The following is a 16,525-nucleotide window of genomic DNA, read 5'->3' on the forward strand; positions in this document are numbered from 1 at the left end:
TTCACACTGGATGTCGGCCGATGCCTGCCGGTGCCGGGGATGCGGCACGGCAGGCGCGCGTGCGTCCACGGGTTCTGTCCCGGAGTGGTTTTCAGCATACACCCCGGCGCGCCTCGTGGGCAACCGTGCGGGCATCGGAGTGCACCTGCCCCGCGCGCAGGCTCGATCAGGCATGCCCGCCGCTCCTGCCGCCACGAAATTTCCAACGGGGTATCCGCGCCGTATGCGGTCTGCTATGCACGGGGGTGATCAGGTGGTGTGCGGATGGGCGCCCCGCATGGTGCGGGGGCTGATTGTGCCTGGCCAATTCCGACTGGCGGGAACCGGCCAGACCCGCTGCGCCGCCAAGCCCAGCGCGAGGAGGTGCGCCATGGCGGATTTTGCACCGGAACTGGCGAAGCTTGATGGCATCGAAGGCGTGTACGACAACGACCCGGACGACGCGGGCGGGGAGACCTGCTTCGGCATTGCCCGTGCCTCTCACCCGGGGTGGGAAGGCTGGCCGCTGGTGGATGCGGCCAGGAACAAGCCCGGGTTCCCCGATATCCTGGAACATGACCCCGGCGTGCTGGCGGCGCGGGCGGCCTTCTACAAGGCGGAAAACTGGGACCGCTTTGCCTGCGACGAATGGGAGCAGGGGCTTGCGGGCGAGATTTTCGAGCAGGCGGTCAACCTGGGCAACGGGCGGGTTGCCGAACACCTGCAACGCGTGTGCAACGCCCTGAACCACAGGGGGCGCTACGGGGCGGACCTGCTGGTGGACGGGGCCTTCGGCAGCAACACCCTGGCCGCGCTGCGCAAGGTTGTGGCGGACAGGCGGTCGCGCGCCGTGCAGTACGGCATCAACGGGCTGCAATGCGCCCACTACGTGCAACTGGCGGAAAAGAACGCGCTCAAGCGCAAGTGGACCGGCGGCTGGCTGGCCAACCGGGGTGGCACCACGCCCTGACGCTGTGTGCCTTCGCGCAAGGCAGGGGCGGGCAGCACCCGCCCCGCCACGGCCTTGCCGTCCATGTCACGCGCCCTGCCGGGCGCGGGTACGCCCCGCGTTTGTGCGGGGGGCAGACTTTTTTTCGTGCCGAGGGTAAAACGTGGTGGCGCAACCCCGGCGGGCGCAACTGCCGCGCCGCCGTCGCCATTCACTACGGGAGGATACGCACATGGGCATCATCTGGTTTCTGCTGCTGGGCGCACTGGCGGGTTGGCTGGCCGCCAAACTGATGCAGGGGCGCGGCTTCGGCTTTCTGGGCAACATGGCCGTGGGCGTGGTGGGCGCGGTGCTGGGCGGATTCCTGTTCCGCATGGTGGGCGTGCACGGCGGCGGCATGATGGGATCGCTGGTCACCGCCGTGGTGGGGGCCATCGTGCTGCTGTTCCTGGTGAGCCTGGTGAAGCGGGGCTGACGTTCCGCACCGGATCGGATGCTTCGGGCGGCAGCCCTGCACGGCCCGTAGCGTGCGCAGAAACGCCCCCGGCGGATATCCGCCGGGGGCGTTGGTCAATCTAGTCGTGCCACTTCTTGGCCTTGCCGGGGGGCATGCCGCCCTTTTTCATCAGGCCGGGAGGGCCGCCGTGCGGGTGGCCCTTGTAGTAGCCGCGGTACAGGTCGTCGTCGAACTCCCTGTCGTAGGCGTCGTACAGCCGGTACCCGTAGCCGATGGACCGTGGGGAAACGCCGAAATAGCGGCATATTTCCGGCCAACCCATGCCAGACGCGCGCATGTCGCGCACCTGCATGCGGGGCGCCCTGGCGAACCGCGAGATGCGGTCCACGCGGGCCTCTTCCAGGCGGTATTCCTGCTCACGCCATCTGCGCTCGTAGCGGTAGGCGTCGTCGTAACGGCCCTGCCTGCTGATGCGGTCCAGCTTCTGCCGAGCGTAATCCGCCTCGCGGATGAGGTCGCTCAGCACGCCCAATGTCGTTCCAAGGTCTCTCAGCTCGTCGGCGCGCGCGGCGAGCGGAGCCGTCATGGCCAGGCAGAGCAGGAGTGCCGTCACTCTCGCAATGCGACCGATGATCATGATGCCTCCTTTGCGGGGCCAGTGCGGGCGCGGGATGCGCCCCGGTCCCGTCAATGGCGCCTCTGTACACCAACGCGCGGAAAGCGCAAGGCCTGCGCGATATGGCACGGAATGAAAGCGCCCGGGCGGCGTGTGGGGGCTGGGGGATATGGTGAGGCAGGGCTGAAGCGCACGGCAATCTTTTGCGTGTCGCCCCGTTTCTGGAAACGTTGTCGACGTCCCCTTGTCGGTGGATATTTCCGCAGCGACCAGGCGCACCGATGCAGCAGTCTTGCGGAATGATCTTTCCGTCACGCCCTGCGGCCTTCGTGGCGTGGCCGCAGGTTACTGCGCGGCGGGGTTCAGCAGCTGCTTTTCCAGCACGAATTCCACGCGGCGGTTCCTGGCCCGGTTTTCTTCCGTGGTGTTCGGGAACAGCGGGTTCATGTCCGCAAGGCCGGTGGCGGTGATGCGGTGCGGGGCTATGCCCATGTCCAGCAGGGTGCGCAGCACGTTGATGGCCCGCGAGGAGGACAGGTCCCAGTTGTCGCGAAAGCGCCCGCCGGACGGGGTGGGCGAACTGTCGGTGAAGCCGCGCACGTTGATGTCCTGGTCCGGATGGCGCACGAACAGGTCGTACATGTGCTGCAAGAGCTTGCGGCCCTCGGGCGTGATGGTGTCGCTGCCGGGTTCGAACAGCACCCCGGCGGGCATGTTCAGGGTGATCTTGCCGTCCTCGCTGCTGCCGGTCAGGATGTCGCTCATGCCGCGCGACTGCGCGAACAGGCGCACCTCCGCGAACAGCCTGTTCTGGGCTTCCACCAGTTGGCGGCGGTACAGCACCTCGTCAACCACGCTGCCCACCTTTTCGTCCTTCAGGCGCACGATGCGCGCGCCTTCCCCCACCCCCAGGGCCTGCTGCACCGAACTGATGGATTCGGAGAACGTGCCCTTTTCCACGGAGGACATGGAAAAGAGCAGCACGAAGCAGGCCAGCAGCAACAGGGAAAGGTCCGACGTGGTGATCAGCCAGATGGCATGGTCGTCACTGTCGGACTCCATGGCCTTCTTGCGTTCGTCCCTATCGAGCATAGCGGCGCTCCTTGGGTGCCAGGAACGAGGACAGCTTTTCGTAGACCAGGCGCGGGTTGTTGTTTTCGAGGATGCATTTGGCCCCCTCGAAGATGATTTCCAGCCGGTGCACCTCCAGCTGGGTGCGCGCGGCTAGCTTGCCCGCGATGGGCGTGAGGATGAGGTTGGAGAGCATGGCCCCGTAAAAGGTGCAAATCATGGCCACGGACATGGCCGGGCCGATGCTCTTGGGATTGTCGAGGTTGGCGAACATCTGCACGAGGCCAATCAGCGTGCCGGTAAGGCCCAATGAAGGGGCCAGCAGGCCCAGCCGCTTGAACACGTTCTGGGCCACCGAATGGCGCTTGCACAGCGAGGATATTTCGATCAGCAGCGAATCCTTGATCAATTCCGGCGCGGCATTGTCGGCGATGAGCATGCAGGCCTTCTTGAGCACGGCATCGTTGGTGTGCACGTGTTCCAGCGCCATGATGCCCTCGCGGCGGCTCAGTTCGGCTATGCGCACCATGGAGTTGACGACGTCGGCATCGGAAAATTCGCGCATCATCAAGGTTTTCGATGCGGCACGGAAGGCCTGCAACACCTGGTTGAGCGGAAAATTTATGCAGATTGCCGCCAGTGAGCCGCCAACGACGATCATGAAGGCGTGCAGGTCAACGAACAACCATATGGAGCCGCCACCCATGATGGCGCCGAAGACCATGGCAAGGCCGACGATGAGTCCGAAAAGGGTTGCGATGTCCATGCAGGATGTCCCGTGGATTCTGTATGCAATGTGTCGCCGGTATGGCGAAAATTTTGTGCGCCCGTGAATGTGTTTTTCGTGAGGCTGATGAGGCGCAGTGCCGGGAGCAAAAATGCGGTGGGCAAGGGCGAAGCGGGATGCAACGGCGGTATGACGTCTTCCTGCGGGGGCAGTGGGCCGCTGATTCCCGGACGTGCTGCCATATCTGGCACAGCATGGTGCAACGTATTCCTAAATGCAAGCATGGCGGATGGGGGCGCGAGCGGAACATGCTGTGCGGCAAGCGCTTTTTTTGTGCGCGCGGGATGCCGGGAGGAGGTGGTGCGACTGTGCGGCGCCGGAAAGCGTGCGGGGGCGCCCATCGGGGCTGGTCACCGGGGCTTGTCTTCCGGGGGGGGGGGAGTCAGGGGGCGAGGAGGGGGTGCCGTTCCTGATGGGGCAACAGCGGTCAAGGCCGGTCAACCGGGCGCAGGATGCGGCGCTGTCGTGGGCAATGGGAAGGGCCACGCTGGCGCGTGCCGTGGCGGGGTCCGGAATACGTTCCGGCGCCATGCGGCATCGCAGTGACAACGTGGCCCTCATCAGGCAGGGCTTCGCGGTGGCGAAGCCGCGAACCGGCGGGAATCTACCATTCGGCCAGGGGCGAAACCACCGGGCTGTTCACCACGGAATAGTCGCAGGACGAAAGCACCATGCTGTCGTCGGCGCGGACGATGCGCGAGGCCACGTAAATCTTTTCCTGCGGATTGCTGTGCCCGGAAACGCTGGAGCGAACCACCGCGTAGGTGCCGACAACCACGGTGGCGGCGTTGTGCATTCTGCTGATTTCTTTCACGTCGCGGCTCAGCATGAATTCCCCTTTGCCCTCCTGCACGAACAGTGAGTTCTGGCGCAGCTTCAGTTCCACCACATGGTAGCCCCGTTGCGAAAGCCGCGACCCCACGTGCTCCGCGATCATCCTGCCGAAGGTGGAGGATTCCGTCAGGTTGTTCACGTTGACGAAGCTGGCCACGATGATGGGCTGGTCCTTGGAAATAGGCAGGCGCAGGTTGGTGTCGAGCTTGTCGGCGATGGCGTAGCCCGCCTCGACGTAGTCGCTGCCCAGTTCATAGGGGGTGCTCCGCGCGTCGGTCGATTGCCGGGGCGCGCAGGCCGCCACAAGCAGGATGCAGGCCACGGCCAGCAGCACAAGCAGCGCGTGACCGGAACGGAAAGCGGAAATGAACGGTTTCATGCGGCCCCCCTACTTGTTGACGACCTGAAGTTGCCTGGTGGGCAGCACGGTCGGCGCCTCCCACGGAACCTGACGTTCCCAGTATTGTCCCTTCTCGGCCTTGTCGATGTAGTAGACGGCCAGGAAGTTTCGGCGCAGTTGCCCGTTCTGTCTGGCAACCACGCCGATGACGAGTTCGGTGTCGGTGGTTTGCATGGCGCCCCATTGCATGCTGGCGTGGCTGGTCTCTACCGCAAGGCCGCTCAGTATCAGGATGGTGTCGAGGCTGTCGTGCCAGGTGGCGTCGTTGTGGGTGTAGTAGTGCGCACCTGCCATGCCCAACCCGGCCAGCAGCAGACCCGCACCGGGGAAGGGCGCGTTGCTGGGGCGCGGCCCGCGGTGTTCGACGATCTGGGTGCCCCAGTCCAGCACCATGGCGCCCTTGGGTGACGCGCTGACCGGCATGCCGCGCAGCATGGCCTCGTGCCGCATGAACTGCGAAAAGGCGCGCCCGAAGTCGGACCGGTCATCCTGCGCCACATGGACCGGGGTTCCCGGTTCCAGCTTCAGGCCGTCGAGCACCGTGGCGGCCAGCTCGCGCCAGTGTTCGGCGGCTTCCAACTGCTGCTGGGTGGAAAAGGCATGCCCCACCGGTTTGGGCACGCGGGCGCAACCCGCCATGATCAGGGCGAGGAACAACAGGGCGAACACTCTGGGCATGGGATCCTCCTGCGCGGTTTTTTCCCATGCATACCGTGTCTATATGTAAGGTCAATTTTTATTTTCGGGAAAGCTGGATGTGGCGAGAGGGGCAGGCGGGAGGGTACCAGCGGGCCGTGCGGGGCATTTGGCACGAGCCGTGTACGGATGCCAAATTCACGGCACAACGCGAAAAGGGTCACGGTTTGCACCGTGACCCTTTGTCGTCTGGCGGAGAGGGAGAGATTTGAACTCTCGATACAGGTTTTGCCCGTATACTCCCTTAGCAGGGGAGCGCCTTCGGCCGCTCGGCCACCTCTCCGTTGTCGCGCGGCACGCCGCGCGAGAAAGCGTGTGTACCCGGTTGGCGGGCGCGCTGTCAAGCGCGTGGCCCACTTTCGTGGGGCGGAAAGCGTGCCGGGGTGGCTTTGCCGCCACTCCGCCCCGTTCGTGAACGGGCAGCCGCTGCACAGCCCAGCCACCAGCCGCCATTCCCCCTGACCAACCGCAAAACCTTCGGCGATCTGCACCGCCCGTCGCCAGCATGCGGCAGGCAGCCGCCAACCACCCGCCGTTAACTGCGGTAGTCGGCGTTGCAGCTGATGTAGTCGTGCGTCAGGTCCGAGGCCAGCAGGCGGTAGCTGCCCGGCCCGTTGCCCAGCATGATGTTGACCACGATGTCGCGACCGGCCAGCGGTTCCTTGAGCAGCGCGTCGAAGTCGAGATTGGTGGGCTGACCGCCCCGGAACAGTTCCACCCCGCACAGGGACACGATGACCGCCGCCGGGTTGAAGGTGGCCCCGCTGCGGCCCAGCGCCGCCACGATGCGCCCCCAGTTGGCGTCGCGCCCGTACATGGCCGTCTTGACCAGTTGCGAATGGCCCACGGTGCGCGCGGCCAGTTCCGCGTCGGCGTCGTCGCGCGCGCCAGCCACGTTGATATGGATGACCTTGGTGGCGCCTTCGCCGTCCTTCACCAGCATGTAGGCCACGTCGCCCAGCACGCCGGTAAGCGCCGCGCCCAGCACGGCCAGGTCCGCGCCGCGCGCTGCCACGCCGGAAGCGCCGTTGGCCAGCCCGAACACCGTGTCGTTGGTGGAGGTGTCGCCGTCCACGGTCACGCGATTGAAGGTGGCGTCCACCGCATCGCGGAACAGGGCCTGCCAGGCGGCGGGCTCCACGTCGGCGTCGCACAGCACGGTGGCCAGCATGGTGGCCATGTTGGGGCAGATCATGCCCGCGCCCTTGGCCATGCCCACCAGAGTCACTGTGCCGCCGGAAAGCTCCACCGTGCGCGAGGCGAACTTGGGAAAGGCGTCGGTGGTCATGATGGCCTTGGCGAAATCTTCCGGGCCCTTCCTGCCAAGGTCTGCCGCAAGGGCGGGCACGGTGGCGGACCACTTGTCCATGGCCAGTTGCGCGCCGATGACCCCCGTGGACGCGGGCAGGATGTCCTGCGGCGCAAGGCCGGTGGCGGCGGCCACCAGTTCCAGCGTGGCGCGGCAGTTGGCGAGGCCCTCGTCGCCGGTGCAGGCGTTGGCCTGGCCGGAATTGATCAGCACCGCGCGGGCCTTGGGGGCGTGGGCCAGAATGTCGCGCGCCACCAGTACCGGAGCGGCCTGGAACAGGTTTTTGGTGAACACGGCGGCGGCCACGGCGGGGGTATCGCTGACCACCAGGGCCAGATCGTCCCGACCCGCCTTTCGGAACCCGGCGCCCGCAGTGGCAAAGCGGAAGCCCTTGGGAGCCGCGCAGGGGGCGGGGATTTCGCCGTTAGTGGTCGGGGACGTTGCCGGGGTGTCGTTGGTGGCCATACTGGCTCCGTGTTCGGCCCGATGGGCCGGTTGTCGGGTGCGTGGGGTGCCCGCAGGCGCATGGCGGCGGCACACGTGGTGCGTATTACGGGCAAGTTTCGGAAAAGTGAAGGGCGGAGCGGGTAATACCCGCTCCGGTCCATGACCGATGGCAAGCCCCGCAAACCGGGGCTTGCAAAGGCACGCCCGCACGATCGTTTGCAGGCGGCAGTGCATGCCACCTGCGCCCGTGCGGCGTCGTCGGGACAGTCGGAAGGCCCGTCTGCCCCAACGGGCAGGGGCGGAACGGGTAATACCCGCTCCGCCCCTGATTATGTGCGACTGTGTCGTACGGCGCGCTACGCGCCGCAGCACTTCTTGTATTTCTGGCCGCTGCCGCAGGGACACGGGTCGTTGCGGCCAACCTTGGGCTCGCCTCGTCGTTCGGGCGCGGCGGACGGGGTTTCCTTCTGCGCGCCGGAATAGTTCAGGCTCTTGGGCTCTTCCTTGTGCTTGAATTCCTGCTTCAGTTCTTCCGGCGGCGCCTGTTCCTCGCGCTGGATGCGCAGGCGGGTCAGGGCCCGGAACAGGTTTTCGCGCACGCGGAACAGCATTTCCTGGAACAGCGAGAAGCCCTCGCGCTTGTATTCCTGCTTGGGGTCGCGCTGGCCGTATCCGCGCAGGCCGATGCCGTCGCGCAGGTGGTCCATGTTCAGCAGGTGTTCCTTCCAGCAGCGGTCCACTTCTTCCAGCAGGAAGAAGCGCAGGATGTCGCGGTACACCTCGCCGGTGTCGCGCTTCAGTTCGTCCAGGATGGACAGCACGGCGCCGCGCGCGGTTTCGCGGTCGGGCAGCTGGCCGTCCGTCAGGGGCAGCACGCGGGGGATGTTGAACACGTCGCGCAGGCGGGCCATGGCGTAGGCCTTGGCGTCGTCGCCCTCGCTGCCCTTGCCCTGCTCCGCGTCGCCGTAGATTTCGTCGAACAGGTCGTCCATGAACTCGACGGCGGTCTCTTCAAGGTCCGCCTCCATCATGGTTTCACGGCGCAGGGTGTAGATGACCTCGCGCTGCTGGTTCATGACGTTGTCGTAGTCCAGCAGGGTCTTGCGGATTTCGAAGTTGTGGCCTTCCACGCGCTTCTGGGCGTTTTCGATGGCCCGGCTGACCATGCGGTTCTCGATGGGTTCGCCTTCCTCCATGCCCAGCTTCTGCATCAGGCCGGAGATGCGGTCGGACCCGAACAGGCGCATCAGGTCGTCTTCGAGCGAAAGGTAGAACCGCGAAGAGCCGGGGTCGCCCTGTCGGCCAGAACGGCCGCGCAACTGGTTGTCGATGCGGCGGCTTTCGTGGCGTTCGGTGCCCAGGATGTGCAGGCCGCCGATTTCGCGCACGCCTTCACCCAGCACGATGTCGGTACCGCGGCCCGCCATGTTGGTGGCGATGGTGACCTTGCCGTGCTGGCCCGCCTGGGCCACGATTTCGGCTTCCTGCTCGTGGTGCTTGGCGTTCAGCACGTTGTGCGGCACGCCCGTCTTCTTGAGCATGGCCGAAAGCAGTTCCGACGTCTCGATGGAAATGGTGCCCACCAGCACCGGCTGGCCGCTCTTGTGCAGTTCGCCTATGGCGTCCACGATGGCTTCGAACTTTTCGCGGCGGGTGCGGTAGATGGAATCCGGGTAGTCGCGGCGGATCATGGGCTTGTTGGTCGGGATGGTGATGACCTGAAGCCCGTAGATCTGCTGGAATTCCACGGCTTCGGTGTCCGCCGTGCCGGTCATGCCCGCCAGCTTCTTGTACATGCGGAAGTAGTTCTGGAAGGTGATGGAGGCCAGCGTCTGGTTTTCCGCTTCCACCTTCACCTTTTCCTTGGCTTCCAGCGCCTGGTGCAGCCCGTCGCTGAAGCGGCGGCCCGGCATGAGGCGCCCCGTGAACTCGTCCACGATGACCACCTGGTCTTCGGGGGTGACGATGTAGTCCACGTCGCGCCGGAACACGTGGTGGGCCTTCAGGGCCTGCAACACGTGATGCTGGAAGGTGATGTTGCCGGGGTCGAACAGGTTGTCGATGCCCAGCAGTTCTTCGCATTTGGCCACGCCCTCGTCGGTGAGGGTGGCGGTGCGGGCCTTTTCGTCCACGGAAAAGTGGGCTTCGGCGGAAAGTTTGGGGATGATGTCGTCCACGCGGCGGTAGAGGCCGGTGGAATCCTCCGACGGGCCGGAAATGATCAGCGGTGTGCGGGCTTCGTCGATGAGGATGGAGTCCACTTCGTCCACGATGGCGAAATTGTGTTCACGCTGCACCAGCTGGTGCGGGTAGAACTTCATGTTGTCGCGCAGGTAGTCGAAGCCGAATTCGTTGTTGGTGCCGTACGTGATGTCGGAGCCGTAGGCTTCCTTGCGTTCCTCGTCAGACAGGCCGTGCACGATGACGCCCACGGAAAGGCCCAGGAAGTTGTACAGGCGGCCCATCCACGCGGAGTCGCGCTTGGCCAGGTAGTCGTTGACGGTCACCACGTGCACGCCAAGGCCGGAAATGGCGTTCAGCACCACGGGCAGGGTGGCCACAAGGGTCTTGCCTTCACCGGTCTTCATTTCGGCGATGCGGCCTTCGTGCAACACCATGCCGCCCACCAGCTGCACGTCGAAGTGGCGCATGTTCAGGGCGCGCTTGCCCGCCTCGCGCGTCAGCGCAAAGACTTCGGGCAGCAGGTCGTCCAGGCTGCGGCCGTTCTGGGCCTGTTCGCGGTATTCGGCAATGCGCGCCGGAAAATCGTCGTCGGCAAGGGCCTGCATCTGCGGTTCCAGGGCGTTGATCGCCTCGACGCGGGTGCGGCAGCGCTTGATGTAGCGGTCATTGGAAGAGCCGAAGATGCTTTTGAACAGGGTATCGAACATTCCTTCTCCCGAATGGTGGGGGCGGTGGGAACGCGGGGCGGCGATGGCCGGTTGCCGCGCATAAGGCCCCGCGCGGGGCGGGGCTGGCGATGGCCGCAGGGCCGACGGACCGGTCTGCCGCGTGGCGTGGGGCGCGGTTTTCGCGAAGACCCGGCGAACGCCGGGGGCGGAACCTGCGCGCGGCACGCGGTGCCGGGCGGTTCGGCTGCACCTGCGGGTGGTGCGCGCGGCGCGCTTTGCGCGGCAGGGCATGAAGGCATGTGCCGCGCGGCGGGTGGCCGAACCCATCTCAGATAAGTCAAATACTTGCGGTTGGCAATGCGCGCACCTTTAATTCGCACGCATTGCTCCGGAATGACAGGAAATCGTGACGCAGATGCGCGCGGTGGACAATGCCGGTGGGGGGGCGGGCGGCAGCGCGATGCGCGAACGGCATGCAAAACGGACGGGCGGCGGCTTCGGACATGACGTGCCGATGCCGCCGCCCGCGAGGATGCACGGAAAGGGCGATGCGGACGGGGGCCGAACTAGGTGCGCGGCACGCCCACCACGTCCAGCCAGTGCAGCACGCGCACATCGGGGGGGGCGGTTGCCGCCAGTTGCAGGGTGCAGCCGCTGCATCCCGTAAGCACGGTGATGCCCGGCTGTCGTGTTGCATTGGCCGTTGCGGCGGGTGCGTCTGGCGCGGCTGGCGTGGCAGGGGTGGACGCGGCGGCGGATGTGGCGGAAGCCGCATCCGGCGAGGAGGGCGCGCGGGACGAGGAGGGCGCGGAAGTGGACGCGGCGGCGCGTTCCGGCAGCAGCGCGTTCCAGCAGGCATCGGCCACGGTGCGGGAAAGGTCGGGCGCGGCCAGTTGCAGCACGCCGCCCATGCCGCAGCAGTTCACTCCGCCGGGGGCGCGCATGCGGCTGCCCAGCAGGGCGCGCAGCCACACGGCATCCGGGTCCGTGTCCTTGCGGTGGCAGGGCTGGTGGTAACGCACGGGCGCGGGGGCGTCTGCCTCCGGTTGGGCCGGGGCATCGGCGGTGACGCGGAACGCGGCGTCCCCCCACAGGGTGGAAAGGGGGCGCAGGGCTGCGGTCCAGGCCTCGCGTTCGCCGTCCTGCCAGTCAAGGTCGGCGTGGCCGGGGTATTCGGACAGGCCGTGGTGGCAGGTGGCGCAAAAGGTGACCAGCAGCGGGCGACCGGCGGCGCGCCAGGCGTCCAGATTGCGGGCGCGGGCCGTGGCGGCGGCATCGGGAATGCCCGCATGCTCCAGGGTGGAGCCGCAGCAGGTGAAGGAATCCTCATCGCCCTGGGCGGGCGCTGGGTGGCCCAGCCAGCGCAGCAGGGCGCGGGCCGTGTCCTTCCAGCGGGGGCGGATGCGCCGGGCGGTGCACCCGGCAAAGAGCATGGCCGGCGGACGGGCAGCCTCGCCGCGTGGTGCCTCCTGCGTTGCCTCATGCGTCACCTGGTCCGCCACTATCCACGGGGCGGGCGGCGGCGGGGGCAGCATGGCGGCGGCGGACCGCAGCATGTGCTGCACGCCCTCCGGCACCACCGCGCCGGGCACCACGCGGGTCATTTGGGCCAGCGCGGGCCACAGCAGGCGGCCATGCTCTATCCATTGCTTCCACAGCCACTGCTGCCAGTTGGGGTGCCTGGCGCGCAGGGCGGCCAGCGCCTGCGGCACCGACAGCCCCTGCGGGCAGATGGTCGCGCAGCGCCCGCAGGACAGGCAGCGGTCGGCCAGTTCGCGCGCTGGCTTCAGGCTCAGGCGTCCCGGCTCGTCGCGCAGGGCGGCGAACACCAGGTGCTTGGCGCGGGGAGAAAGTTCTTCCTGCCCGGTGGTCAGAAAGGCGGGGCACACGGCGGTGCACTGGCCGCACAGCAGGCAGGCGCGGGGCTGCCCGGCGGTGTCGCCCGGCGTGCCGCCGTTGGTCGTGGATATGGAGGTGGTGTCCGTGCTCATGGTGTGTTGCCCCTAGTACGCCTTGTCCGGGTTCATGATGCCCAGCGGATCGAAGGCGTGCTTCACCTGGCGCATCAGTTCCGTTTCCAGGGGCGAAAGTTGCAGGTGCAGGAATTCCTTCTTGGCCATGCCCACGCCGTGCTCTCCGGAAAGGGTGCCGTCCATGGAGCGGACAAGACGCATCACTTCCACTGTGGCGGCGTCGGCGCGGGTGGTTTCCGAAGGGTCTGCCCCGTCGTACATGATGTTCACGTGGATGTTGCCGTCGCCCACGTGGCCGTAGGTGAGGATGGGCAGGTCGTGCGCCTGCGCGATGGCCCGGATGCCGGTCAGCGCGTCCAGCAGGCGACCGCGCGGCACGGCGATGTCCTCGCCGATCTTGTTGGGCCGCACCAGGTACGACGAAGGGCTGATGCCGCGCCGCATGGCCCACAGGGGTTCTTCCTCGTCGCGGCCCACGCCGTGGGCGGACCACACCGGCGGTTCGTTGCCGGGCGTGGCGTCCGCAGCATTGCCGGGGGAGTGCAGGGCGTCGTGCATGCGGCGCACTTCCAGCGGCAGCGATTCGCGGCTGCCGTCCAGGCGGATCAGCAGCGCGCCGCGCACGCTGTCGGGCCACGGGGGCGTCTGGCGGCGGGCCACGCAGTCCAGCACTTCCGGGCTCAGGAATTCCAGCGCCACCGGCAGGATGCCCGCGCGAAAGATGCGCCGCACGCCGTGCATGGCCGCTTCCATGGAGCCGAACCCGGCCAGCAGGGTGGCCGTGGCCTGCGGCAGGGGCAGCAGCTTCAGCGTGATGCGGGTGACGATGCCGAGGGTGCCTTCCGACCCCACGAACAGGCGGGTAAGGTCCAGCCCCACCACGTTCTTGTGGCAGCGGCCCCCGGTGTGTAGCACCCTGCCGCCGGGCAGCACGGCTGTCAGCCCCAGCACGTATTCGCGGGTGACGCCGTACTTCAGGGCGCGCATGCCGCCCGCGCAGGTGGCCACATTGCCGCCGATGGTGGAAATGTCGATGCTGGCCGGGTCCGGCGGGTAGAACAGGCCGCGCGCTTCCACGGCGCGTTGCAGGTCGGAGGTGACAACGCCCGGCTCCACCTCGGCCACGAAGTCATCGTCCGCGATGTCGAGGATGCGGTTCATGTGCAGCAGGGACACCACGATGCCGGGCCGGTCGGGCACGCATGCGCCCACCTGGTTGGAGGCGCGGCCCCGCGCATACACGGGCAGGCGTTCCGCCTGAGCCAGGCGCAGCAGTTCAACCACCTGCGCTTCGGTGGTGGGGCGCACCACGGCCAGCGGGGTGCCCATGCGGCGGCCCGCGTCAGTGGCGAAGATCAGGGTCTGCTCCGGCGTGAGCAGCAGCGAATCACCGGGAAAGATGTCGCGCAGGGAACGTTCCTGCGTGGCGGTAAGGTGGGGAGCTTGGGTGGACACGGGGCTATCCGGCTGATGCGGTTGGGGATTGGCTGGGAGATGGCCGAGGGGATGGATTGGTTTTGGAGCGTCAGTGCGCGGGCAAACCAGAATTCCTTGGCGCTGGCAGGTAGGGTTCGACGCTGCCAGCGCCCGAACGGATGGTTTGCAGGGACAGGCTAGAACCGGGCCAGTTCGCGCTCGGTATCCCGGTCGGCGGCGCGCTTCTTCAGGTCCTCGCGCTGGTCGTGCAGCTTCTTGCCGCGACCCACGGCTATTTCCACCTTCACCCGACCCTTGCTGAAGTGCAGGTTTACCGGCACCACGGTCAGGCCCTTCTGGGCCACGCGCAGGGCCAGCGTGTTGATCTGCTTGGCGTGCAGCAGCATCTTGCGGTCGCGGTCGGGATCGTGCTGGGCGTAGCCCGCGTTGTCGTACGGGGCAATGTGCAGGCCCACCAGAAAGGCTTCGCCGTTGCGGAAATCCACGTAGCTGTCGCGGAAGTTCACGTGCCCCGCGCGCAGGCTTTTGACCTCCGATCCGGTCAGGACGAGGCCCGCCTCCATGAAATCGTCGAGTTCATAGAGATGTCGGGCCTTCTTGTTCTGGGCGATAAGGGCGGGAGAGGGTTTCTTGCTCATATATTTGGGGAATGTTGGTGCGGTTGGTGGCGCGCGTGTGGAGGAAGCCCCGGCGGGGCGGCGATGGTGGCTGGTTGGCGACGGCTGTGGGGCGAAGCGAGGGCTGGGTGCCGGTGCCGGTGCCGGTGCCGGTGCCGCGCGGTGACATGGCGCGCAAGGGGTTTCAAGACCAGAAATCTGCGGGAATGGCAAGGGTGGTGGAAGGGCGCTACGCTGAAGGGGGAGACAAGGCGAGGTCGTGCGCGGTTGCAGCAGCGCTGAACCTAAATCCCACACCGCCGAAGGCCCTCACCGCCTCGCGCTAATCATCCTGGTCCAGCATGGACGAGAAGAACGTCAGCTCTTCCGGGAAGCGGTTGTAAATCGTTTCCTTCACCATGCGGTTGATCGTGGAGACGGTGGACGCACTCAGCACGTCGCGCAAGAGTTCCTTGCACTCTTCCATGTTGGTGCGCCGCAGAATGTGCTTGATGCCCGGTATGGCCTGCGGGGCGATGGAAATGGCGTCTATCTGCATGCCCAGCAGGATGGGCAGGCAGTACGGGTCTGACGCCACTTCGCCGCACACGCACACCGATATGCCCATGCGGTGGGCAGAATCCACCACGTACTTGATGGACCGCACGATGGCCGGGTGCAGCGGCTGGTACAGGTACGAGACGTGCTTGTTGCCCCGGTCGATGCCCAGCGAATACTGGATCAGGTCGTTGGTGCCGATGCTGAAGAAGTCCACTTCCTGCGCCAGCGCCTCGGAAATCATCACGGCGGACGGCAGCTCCACCATGATGCCCACGGGCATGTCCGGGTCGTAGGGCAGGCCCGCCGCGTCCAGTTCTGCCCGCACCTCGTTCAGGATGTGCTTGGCCTGCCGCAGTTCGTGCAGCCCCGAGATCATGGGGAACAGCAGCGAGGCGGAGCCGTGCGCGCTGGCCCGCAGGATGGCCCGCAACTGCCGCCGGAACACGTCCTGATGGCGCAGGCAGAAACGGATGGCCCGCAGCCCCAGGGCCGGGTTGGGCTCTTCCAACTGGCTCTGCTCGGACAGCATCTTGTCCGCGCCCACGTCCAGCGTGCGGAACACCACCCGCCGGGGCGAAAGCAGCCCGGCAAGCTGGGAATACTCGTCGTACAGTTCTTCCTCGGTGGGCGAGGTGCGGCGGTTCAGGAAGGCGTATTCGGTGCGGTACAGGCCCACGCCGTCGCCGCCGCCGTCCAGCACCTGGGGCACTTCCTCCACCAGTTCTATGTTGGCCTGCACGTCGATGCGGTAGCCGTCCAGGGTTTCCGCGGGCAGGGTGGACTGGCGGCGGATGGACTTCTGATAGTTTTCGAACTGGTACTTGAGGTCGGTGTAGTCGGCCAGTTCCGTCTCGTCCGGGTCCACCACGATGAGGCCGCGCAGGGCGTCCACGATGACCAGGTCGCCGTCGGCCACGGATTCTTCCAGCGACGAGACGCCGACCACGGCGGGAATCTGCAGGCTGCGCGCCAGAATGCCGGTGTGCGAGGTCTTGCCGCCCTCCGCCGTGGCGAAGGACATGATCTTGACCGTGGGCAGGCCCATGGCGTCCGCCGGGGTCAGGTCGTGGGCCATGAGCACGATGCGCTCGTCCGGGGTGCGCAGCGGTTCGGCGTGGCGGCCCACCAGGCGGGTCTGGATGCGTTCGGCCACGGCGCGCACATCCTGCACGCGTTCACGGATGTACGGGTCCTCGATGGCCGAGAACGCGGCGGCAATGGCCTCCACAGCCTGGTCCAGCGCCCATTCGGCGCAGATGTGATGGTCGCGGATGCGCTGCGAGGCGGCGCGGATAAGCTTGGGATCCTGGCAGATCATCATGTGCGAATTGATGATCGCGGCGTGGTCGCGCAGTTCGGCGGGCACGTTGTCGCGGGCGCGGGCAAGGTCGTCGCGCACGTCGCTGGCGGCCTGCTCCAGGCGGGCCACCTCCGAATCCGCCGCGCCGGGCGGAATGATTTCGAACGAGACGCTTCTGCGGCGGCGGTTGGTGAAGAACGCCTTGCCGATGGAAACGCCCGCCGAAACGGCTATGCCTTGCAGGATCTCGCGCGCCACCGG

13 protein-coding genes and 1 tRNA gene are annotated in these 16,525 nt (G+C 66.7%); 2 read left to right on the plus strand and 12 right to left on the minus strand.

Translation table 11 applies throughout. From position 1 onward, the window contains the following. The first annotated feature begins 370 nt into the window (after nt 1–370). Both K6142_RS03120 and K6142_RS03125 read left to right on the plus strand, forming a co-directional pair. Nucleotides 371–949 carry a glycosyl hydrolase 108 family protein gene (locus K6142_RS03120; RefSeq protein ID WP_190245368.1) on the plus strand — a complete coding sequence of 193 codons (579 nt, stop codon included), beginning with the start codon at nt 371–373 and terminating at the stop codon, nt 947–949. Nucleotides 950–1,160: 211 nt separating this feature from the next. Next, complete coding sequence (locus K6142_RS03125) at nt 1,161–1,403, plus strand: GlsB/YeaQ/YmgE family stress response membrane protein (RefSeq protein ID WP_015946489.1); 243 nt, start codon at nt 1,161–1,163, stop codon at nt 1,401–1,403. A 100-nt stretch (nt 1,404–1,503) separates the two neighbouring features. On the opposite strand, the gene K6142_RS03130 is transcribed toward K6142_RS03125, so the two are convergent. From K6142_RS03130 to ptsP, 12 genes are all read right to left on the minus strand, one after another. Then, nucleotides 1,504–2,022, minus strand: a complete 519-nt coding sequence (locus tag K6142_RS03130; protein WP_190245367.1) for a hypothetical protein — start codon at nt 2,020–2,022, stop codon at nt 1,504–1,506. Nucleotides 2,023–2,346: 324 nt separating this feature from the next. Continuing rightward, nucleotides 2,347–3,093, minus strand: a complete 747-nt coding sequence (locus K6142_RS03135; RefSeq protein ID WP_190245366.1) for a flagellar motor protein MotB — start codon at nt 3,091–3,093, stop codon at nt 2,347–2,349. After that, nucleotides 3,083–3,838 (minus strand): motility protein A, encoded by a 756-nt coding sequence (locus K6142_RS03140; RefSeq protein WP_015946492.1) that lies wholly within the window; start codon nt 3,836–3,838, stop codon nt 3,083–3,085. The genes K6142_RS03135 and K6142_RS03140 overlap by 11 nt, the downstream gene beginning before the upstream one ends. 625 nt (nt 3,839–4,463) lie before the next feature. Further along, a complete protein-coding gene (locus tag K6142_RS03145; protein ID WP_190245365.1) occupies nt 4,464–5,072 on the minus strand; it encodes a FlgO family outer membrane protein in 609 nt (202 codons plus the stop codon). Between the two features lie 9 nt (nt 5,073–5,081). Beyond that, nucleotides 5,082–5,771 carry a hypothetical protein gene (locus K6142_RS03150; protein WP_190245364.1) on the minus strand — a complete coding sequence of 230 codons (690 nt, stop codon included), beginning with the start codon at nt 5,769–5,771 and terminating at the stop codon, nt 5,082–5,084. Nucleotides 5,772–5,979: 208 nt separating this feature from the next. Continuing rightward, nucleotides 5,980–6,072: transfer RNA gene (locus K6142_RS03155), tRNA-Ser, on the minus strand. A 252-nt stretch (nt 6,073–6,324) separates the two neighbouring features. Beyond that, entirely contained in the window at nt 6,325–7,563 is a 1,239-nt protein-coding gene (gene argJ / locus K6142_RS03160; RefSeq protein WP_223290402.1) for a bifunctional glutamate N-acetyltransferase/amino-acid acetyltransferase ArgJ, read from the minus strand. Between the two features lie 338 nt (nt 7,564–7,901). Next, nucleotides 7,902–10,436: a preprotein translocase subunit SecA gene (gene secA / locus K6142_RS03165; protein WP_190245363.1), complete on the minus strand. Its 2,535-nt coding sequence runs from the start codon at nt 10,434–10,436 to the stop codon at nt 7,902–7,904. 527 nt (nt 10,437–10,963) lie between these two features. Next, on the minus strand, nt 10,964–12,388 hold the full coding sequence (locus tag K6142_RS03170; RefSeq protein WP_223380747.1) for a (Fe-S)-binding protein: 1,425 nt from the start codon (nt 12,386–12,388) through the stop codon (nt 10,964–10,966). 12 nt (nt 12,389–12,400) lie between these two features. Then, on the minus strand, nt 12,401–13,825 hold the full coding sequence (locus K6142_RS03175) for an FAD-binding oxidoreductase (protein ID WP_190245689.1): 1,425 nt from the start codon (nt 13,823–13,825) through the stop codon (nt 12,401–12,403). 158 nt (nt 13,826–13,983) lie between these two features. Next, on the minus strand, nt 13,984–14,445 hold the full coding sequence (gene smpB / locus K6142_RS03180) for an SsrA-binding protein SmpB (RefSeq protein ID WP_190245688.1): 462 nt from the start codon (nt 14,443–14,445) through the stop codon (nt 13,984–13,986). Between the two features lie 301 nt (nt 14,446–14,746). Beyond that, nucleotides 14,747–16,522, minus strand: coding sequence for a phosphoenolpyruvate--protein phosphotransferase (gene ptsP / locus K6142_RS03185; protein WP_015946497.1), 1,776 nt, complete (start codon nt 16,520–16,522; stop codon nt 14,747–14,749). Between the last annotated feature and the right edge of the window lie 3 nt (nt 16,523–16,525).

The organism is Nitratidesulfovibrio sp. SRB-5 (genome assembly GCF_019931275.1).
Lineage (GTDB): Bacteria > Desulfobacterota > Desulfovibrionia > Desulfovibrionales > Desulfovibrionaceae > Cupidesulfovibrio.